General features: G+C 64.9%; 3 protein-coding genes and 2 pseudogenes. 3 read left to right on the top strand and 2 right to left on the bottom strand.

Annotated elements, in window-relative coordinates; translation table 11 throughout:
- Positions 1-84: 84 nt before the first annotated feature.
- A complete protein-coding gene (locus M3461_13750; GenBank protein MDQ3775329.1) occupies positions 85-2,079 on the bottom strand; it encodes a methyltransferase domain-containing protein in 1,995 nt (664 codons plus the stop codon).
- Between the two features lie 97 nt (positions 2,080-2,176).
- A complete protein-coding gene (locus tag M3461_13745; protein MDQ3775328.1) occupies positions 2,177-3,595 on the bottom strand; it encodes an amino acid permease in 1,419 nt (472 codons plus the stop codon).
- Positions 3,596-4,388: 793 nt separating this feature from the next.
- On the opposite strand from M3461_13745, the pseudogene M3461_13740 reads away from it, so the two are divergent.
- The 3 genes and pseudogenes from M3461_13740 (at position 4,389) to M3461_13730 (ending at position 6,028) form a co-directional block, all read left to right on the top strand.
- Positions 4,389-4,557, top strand: a pseudogene (locus tag M3461_13740) (IS1380 family transposase).
- Positions 4,558-4,697: 140 nt separating this feature from the next.
- A complete protein-coding gene (locus tag M3461_13735) occupies positions 4,698-5,714 on the top strand; it encodes a heparan-alpha-glucosaminide N-acetyltransferase domain-containing protein (GenBank protein ID MDQ3775327.1) in 1,017 nt (338 codons plus the stop codon).
- A gap of 80 nt (positions 5,715-5,794) precedes the next feature.
- Positions 5,795-6,028 (top strand): annotated as a pseudogene (locus M3461_13730) (glucose-6-phosphate dehydrogenase).
- Positions 6,029-6,157 lie beyond the last annotated feature (129 nt).

Here is a 6,157-nt window from a genome sequence, read left to right as displayed (position 1 = left end):
AGAAGGGCTTGAAGACGGTTCATTGCTGTCATCGGATGGGGCCTGGAACGAGAACCTGGGATCGGAAAAGCCGCGGAGAAGGCGCTACAGGGAAAGGGTGTCCGTCACGGCCGCTTGGCCGGCCGGCAGGGCCGCCTGGCCGGGCTCCGCGGCCTTCTCCATAGGGCCCCCCCGCTGTAACGCCAGCCGTTCGGTGGCGGTCTCGAGCACCGTGCCGAGGAGCTTGGAATAGGGGATCCCGGCAAATTCCGCCATGAGACTGAGCTTGCCGTCCCAGCACCAGCCGGGGTTGGGGTTGACCTCCAGGAGCTTCACGACACCGGCGGTATCGGTGCGAAAATCGAAGCGCGCGTAATCCCGGCAGCGCAGTCGTTCGAAGAGACGGGTCGAGAACTCCACGAGCGCGCGCCGCCCGGCCTCGGACAGGCTGGCCTCCTGGTAGCGGATCTGGGTCCAATAGGGGGAGTCGGGGAGCCATTTCGACTCGTACCCGAGGATGCGGGGTAAAGACGGCTCGAGGTCGCCGTAATCGACCTCCAGGATCGGCAGGGCGCGCAGCCCCGTGCTCGGGTTCCCGATCAGACCGACGCTGTATTCGGCCCCCGGCAGGAACTCCTGCACGAGCACCGGCCGCCCCGGATAACTGTCCAGCAGCCTCGAGAGATAGGCCACCAACTCGCCCGGCGTCGAGACCATCGCATCCTTGGTGATACCGATGCTGCTATCGCCGAAGTTGGGCTTGAGCAGCGCCGGGAAGATCGAGGGCAGGGTGGCGGACTGGTCGCCCGGCTGCACATAGGTCTCCAAGGGCACCGGGATGTCCAGCTCCGCGGCCAGCGCGCGCACCAGGGCCTTGTCGTAGCAGAGCGCCAGGCAGGCCGGCCCGGCCCCCGTGTAGGGGATACCCGCGAGCTCCAAGAGGGCCGGGACGTGTAGCTCCATGAAGGCGTCGTTGTGGTAGCCCTCGTCACATAGGTTGAAGACCAGCTCCGGCGGCTTGGCCTTGAGATCGATCCCGAGGCTCGCGTGGTTGTCGAGATAGCTGAAGCGGTATCCCGGCAGCTCGCGGAGGGCGTCCTTGAGGCGCGCGAGGGTCACATGGTCCTCGGGGTTGAACACGCCGTCCTTCTTGACGGTATCGGGAAGCCTGGGGTCGCCCAGGAGGACGGTCACGGGCAGGACGCCGCGCCCCCGCACGGGCTGGGGCGCGGCCTTGTGCGGCCCCTCTGCGGTGATAAAGAGGCGCCTGCCCATCATGCCGAGGTCCTGCCCGCGCGTCGATGCCGCACGCAGGTTGTCGTGCGCCGTCGGGTTCCGGAAGCCGAGGCTTTCGAGCAGCGCGAGGATGCGCTCGCGGGAATACAGACGCTCGGCATAGAACTGGTCGGCGACGACACCGCGCTCGGCGTGTACCACGACCTCGCGCGAGACCAGACGGGTGCCGTCGGCGGTCAGCGAGCGCTCGCGACACACGAAGAAATTCTGATCGATCCACTCCCAGGAACGCGGCTCGAAGTGGCGCTGCATCCATTCGCCGTCGGTAACATCGAGTGCCAAGGTCGCGCCCGAACGCAACCCGCCTTTGATCGAGGCGAGCACCTTGACATCGCCGTCTTCCACATCGAAATAGCCGAAGGAATTGCCCATCACGAACACGCAGTCGAGGCTGCTGTCGGGGACCCGCAGCTTGCGTGCATCGCCCTCGCGGAACGCGATCTCCAGGCCGAGCTTCTTGGCCCGGCGGCGCGCGAGCCGCACCAGATAGCGCGAGCGGTCCATGCCCATGATGTGCTTGAAACCGCGACCGGCCAGCTCGATGGCATGCCGCCCCTGCCCGCAGCAGAGGTCGAGCAGCCGATCCCCCGGCCCGATGCCGGTCGACTGGACCAGGAAATCGACCTCCGCGATGGTATTGACGTCGTTCTCGACGACGTCGCCGTCGGTGCGCAGATACAGGGAGTCGAACAGCTCCCGCCACCACTCCCCGGGGAGGTGGTGTTCGAGATCGGCGACCGGTCCGAGCGTCCGCGGCCGGCGCGCCGCGGGCCGCGCCGGGCGCGGTGGTATGCGTTTGTCCATCGGATCGGGACTCTGGTGCGATGCGGTTCTCCGCCACCGCGAATTTAACGACTAACGGGGCGGCGCGCAACGGCGCGGGCGTGGGGCACCCTCGACCCTACGGTGTTCGCTCGTACCGCCGCCAGGCAAAATAGACCGGCACGCCCAGGGCCACGATCATGAGCCCGGGCCAGGTATACTGGGGCTTCTGGGCGAGGAGGTTCGCGACCACGAGGACCGTGAGCAAGAGGTAGGCGGCCGGGAGCCAGGGGTAGCCCGGAGAGAGGTTGGGGCGTTCGGCCTCGGGGCGTCGCCGGCGCAGGAGGAAAAGCCCGATGGCGCTCAGGAGATAGAACAGCAAGGCCGCGATGATCACATAATCGAGGAGCTGGCTGTAGGTCCCCGAGAGACACAACACCGAGGCCCACAGCGCCTGGAACCAGAGCGCGCGTGCGGGGGTCCTGAAACGCGGGTGGAGCTTCGCGGCGCCTCTGAAAAACAGGCCATCCTCTGCCATGGCGTAATAGACCCGGGCGCCCGCGAGGATCATCCCGTTGTTGCAGCCGAAGGTCGAGATCATGATGGCGAGCGCCATGAGGTAGAGGCCCGGCTCGCCGAACATCGCCTGCAACGCCGCGGTGCCGACCCGGTCTTGTGGGGCCTCGGCGATGGCCTCGGCGGGGAGGACGAGGAGATAGGCCACGTTGGCGAGAAGGTAGAGGAGGACGACGAGGAGGACCCCGCTCTGCATAGAGAACCCGAGATCGCGCGTCGGGTTCCGCATCTCGGCGGCGGCGAAGCCGACGTTGTTCCAGGCATCCATCGCGAACAAGGACCCCACCATGGCGGCCCCGATCGCGGGCCAGAAATAAACAGGGATACCGCCCGCGGGCCAGAACCCGGTCCCGAAGTTGGCGGCCACGGCGTCGGCGTTCTGTCCGATGCTCACCCCCAGCACGATCAAGGCGGCGAGCGAGGCGGTCTTGACGGCGGTCAGTGACGTCTGGATGAGCGCTGCGGTTTTGACACCGCGCACATTGATCCAGGTCAGGACCAGGATCGATGCGAGGGCGAAGAGGCGTTGCCACGACAGGCCGACCTCGATGGGCCCGCTCGGCAATTCGACCCGGACCCCGACAAACACATCCGGGGACAGTGCGGGCCACCAGACCGCCGTGAAGCGCGCGAAGGCGACCGCGACCGCGGCGATGGTGCCGGTCTGGATCACCAGGAAGAAGGTCCAGCCGTAGAGATAGCCGACCAGCGGCGAGACCCCCTCGCGCAGATACACATACTGCCCGCCGGCGCGCGGGAACATCCCCGCGAGCTCGGTGAAGGTCAGCGCGCCGAGCACGGTGATGATGCCGGAGAGCCCCCAGACGAGCAAAAGCAAGCCGGGGCTCTGCACCTGCCGCACGATGTCGGCCGAGACGATGAAGATCCCCGAGCCGATCATGGAGCCGACCACCAGCGCCGTGGCATCCAGGCGCGAGAGCGCCCGGACGAAGCCGGTGCGCTCGGTTGGGGAGCTGGCCATGGTCCAGGCCGAAGTTCAGTCTACTAATATGCTCGCTGTCTCGGAACCGGCCCCGGGCTCGGGTCCGCGCAAAGGTTCGCTCGAACAGTTCCCCTCTCTTGACGCGGAAACCTCACTATACAGCGCTTAGGGTGAGAAGGATCAAATCTGGCGCCTCGTATGAGATCGGAGATGGCCTCCCCGGAGCATAGTGTGTTCTATTTGTCAGGCACGATGGGCGCCGGGTAGTGTCTCGGGCCGGGCAGCGCCTACGCCCAAACATGGTTCGGCGGTAGTCCGCTCGCGGCCAGGGCGTCAACCATCGTCTCGGCCTTCACTTCGGTGGCGTAGATCGCCGGCGTGCGGCCGTCGTCGTAGACATTATGCATCTATTACTCATGTCGTGTCTCTTTAAGCTTGCGCACCTTTTCGAGCGCCCTCTGAGCGATGGTCGCAGGGTGAAGGAGTGGCTGGAGAGGTGTTATAGGTAACGCATCTTCTATTGGCCCAGGCAGACAATACCAACCGTTCTCCTCGCACTGTCTGTAGTTGTCCTCGTTCGCGTAGTATTCTAGCGCTTCAATTAAATGGTTCATGGTTATGGCTCCTAGTAAAACATCGCCGGCAGGGCGAGCGGGTCTGGCCGCGCCGGAACTGTTCGCCGAGGCCAAGGGCATTGAGCTGGACGAACGCCGGCGCTCCCTGGAACTCCGCGCCTCCGTCTGGATGTGTCGCGTGATGGCGCCGAAGGCATACGCGAAACAGTCAGGGCCTGCGGGAGGGGGTCGTGACACGGCTTGTGGCCCTTGGGCTCTCGCGCGTGACGCTCGACTTCGATGGCTCGGTGATCGGCACAGGCAAATGGGCCCAGAGCACGGCAGTAGGGTTTAACCGCAAGAAGAAGGGGCAGCGCAGCTATTATCCTCTCTTTCTGCACGGTTGCCCAGACCGGTCAGGTGTTCGATGTGGCGCATCGCTCCGGTATACAAGACTAAGTAAGCTTCGGCTCTGTTGCCTGTCGGACGTCAAGCCTGAAGCCAGAGTCGAAATCTCTGACGCGACTAACGTGCCTCCGGAACGCCAGGGCTACGTGGACGTGTTCCGCGGTCTTTTGATTGCGCACATGGCGCTGGATCACGCATCTCTCATGTTCAACGCCGAGCGTGGCGGGGAAGAGTTGGCCGCGGCGGCGCCACCCGCTCCCGGTGGCATCTTCCAGTTCCTCACGCGCTTCACGGGGGTCCCGGTCGCCCCCGGCTTCTGCTTCATGGCAGGATTCATGGTGGCGCTCACGAGCATCGCGCGACAGGGTCGCGGCGTGTCGCATCGCGAGATCACACGCCGTCTGGTCGTCCGGGGACTCGTGCTCATCGCGGTCGACGCGATCATCATGGGACTCCCGCGAGCAGCAATGGGCTTCTACTCGTTCATGGTGTTGAGCTCCATTGGCGTGAGCCTCATCGCCCTGGCGCTCGTCCGTGATTTGTCGAGCAAGGTCCTGTTGCCGGCGGCACTGGCCGTTTTGGTGCTCCATCCGCTGCTCGATGTTTCGGGGCTACCTCTCCCCTTACGCGCAATCTTGTACGAACCGGTTCGAACGGGCGCGTTCCGCTCGCTCTACCCGGTGATCCCTTGGGGCGCGATCGTGATCATGGGGTTCATTGCGGGGCGCGACGCGGTGAGCCGCAAGCAGCCCGCACGCCTTTGGCTGCTGCTTTCGGGCGTTTGCTTTTTCCTGTTCCTCGCGGTTCGCCTCACGGCTGCGTATGGCAACGCCTATCCGTACACGAGCGTCACGAGCCTCGATTTTTGGTTCTTCGCCAAGTACCCGCCGGACCTCCCGTTTCTCACTTGGTCCTTCGCTATGACGTTTCTGGCTCTCGCTGCCCTTTGGGCGACGACCCGCTCCGGCACGCCTGCACTGCTTCGCCCGTTCGTAGTCTTCGGCCGGGTTCCCTTCTTCTTCTACGTGGTGCACTTCTACGTTCTCGGCGTGGGCGCCGCGATTGCGCGAACGACGATGGGGCTACTTGGGACTTACGGGGTCTGGCTCTTGCTGCTGGTCGTGATGGCGTGGCCGTGCGCCTGGTACTACCGGAAGAAGCGAGACCGGCCGAACTGGATCACGCGCTACTGGTAAGTGAAACCTGCTACCTACTCGCGTTGCTGATCACCGCAAAGGCGGCACCTTGCGGATCCGTGATGGCTGGATGCGGCCGGGTGGTGCGCGGCCAGTTCCGCGGCTATCGCGGCGAGGCGGGCGTGGCCGTGGATTCGCGGGTCGAGACCTTCGTCGCGCTGTGCCTGCACATCGACACCTGGCGCTGGGCCGGCGTGCCGTTCTACATCCGCGCCGGCAAATGCCTGCCGATCACCGCCACCGAGGTGGTGGTCGACCTCAAGTGCCCGCCGCTGGCGATCTTCGACGAGATCAGCCCGGCGACCTCGAACTATTTGGGTGCAGATCCCCTTTTTTATTAGCTGTTTTCATGCAGTTAAGCAGCGGTCGCATAAGGCTCTGCGGGCACCGGTTTAGGCGCCAGGGTGAAGTGCTCACCGAGCGAGGCGATGTAGTTTTCGAAC

This window comes from Pseudomonadota bacterium, assembly GCA_030860485.1.
Taxonomy (GTDB): domain Bacteria; phylum Pseudomonadota; class Gammaproteobacteria; order JACCXJ01; family JACCXJ01; genus JACCXJ01.
Note: the sequence above shows the minus strand (reverse complement) of the source record. Positions and strands in the feature narration are given on the sequence as shown.